This window comes from Psychromonas algicola (assembly GCF_004378355.1).
Classification (GTDB): Bacteria; Pseudomonadota; Gammaproteobacteria; order Enterobacterales; family Psychromonadaceae; genus Psychromonas.
This window is the reverse complement of the sequence record NZ_SNUB01000081.1, coordinates 1-706: the sequence shown is the minus strand read 5'-3', so window position 1 is coordinate 706 and position 706 is coordinate 1. Positions and strand designations below refer to the sequence as shown.

1 protein-coding gene is annotated in these 706 nt (G+C 48.2%); it reads right to left on the bottom strand.

What is annotated here, in order from left to right; genetic code table 11:
- A partial coding sequence (locus E2R67_RS16440) for a tandem-95 repeat protein (RefSeq protein ID WP_134292017.1) occupies positions 1–706 on the bottom strand: 706 nt, incomplete at both ends.

The following is a 706-nucleotide window of genomic DNA, read 5'->3' as shown; positions in this document are numbered from 1 at the left end:
ACAGCCGTACCGTTGGTTGCTGTAATAGTATTCGCATCAATCGAGCCATCCACATCTGAAGCCGTTGCCACGATAGTCGCGGTATCTTCTGTAACCGTTGTGCTCACGACATCAATCACAGGCGCATCGTTCACTTCCGTAACGTTCACTGTGATCGTTTGTGTGCTAGTGGCCCCATCGTTATCAGTAACAGAGACTGAAATCGAGTCTTCACCCACGAAGTTCTCGTTAGGCGTGTAACTAATATTGCCGTTCGCGTCTAATACAGCCGTACCGTTGGTCGCAGTAATAGTATTCGCATCAATCGTCCCATCAACATCGCTTGCTGTCGCCACGATAGTCGCCGTATCTTCTGTAACCGTTGTGCTCACGACATCAATCACAGGCGCATCGTTCACTTCCGTAACGTTTATTGTGATCGTTTGTGTGCTAGTGGCACCATCGTTATCGGTCACTGAGACTGAAATAGAGTCTTCACCGACGAAGTTGGCATCTGGCGTGTAAGTAATATTACCGTTCGCATCTAAACTAACGCTACCATTGTCAGCACTTAAGCTACTCTCAGTGATAGTGCCATCAACATCTGAAGCCGTTGCCACGATAGTCGCGGTATCTTCTGTAATCGTTGTGCTGACGACATCAATCACAGGCGCATCGTTCACTTCCGTGACGTTCACTGTGATCGTTTGTGTACTAGTTGCCCCAT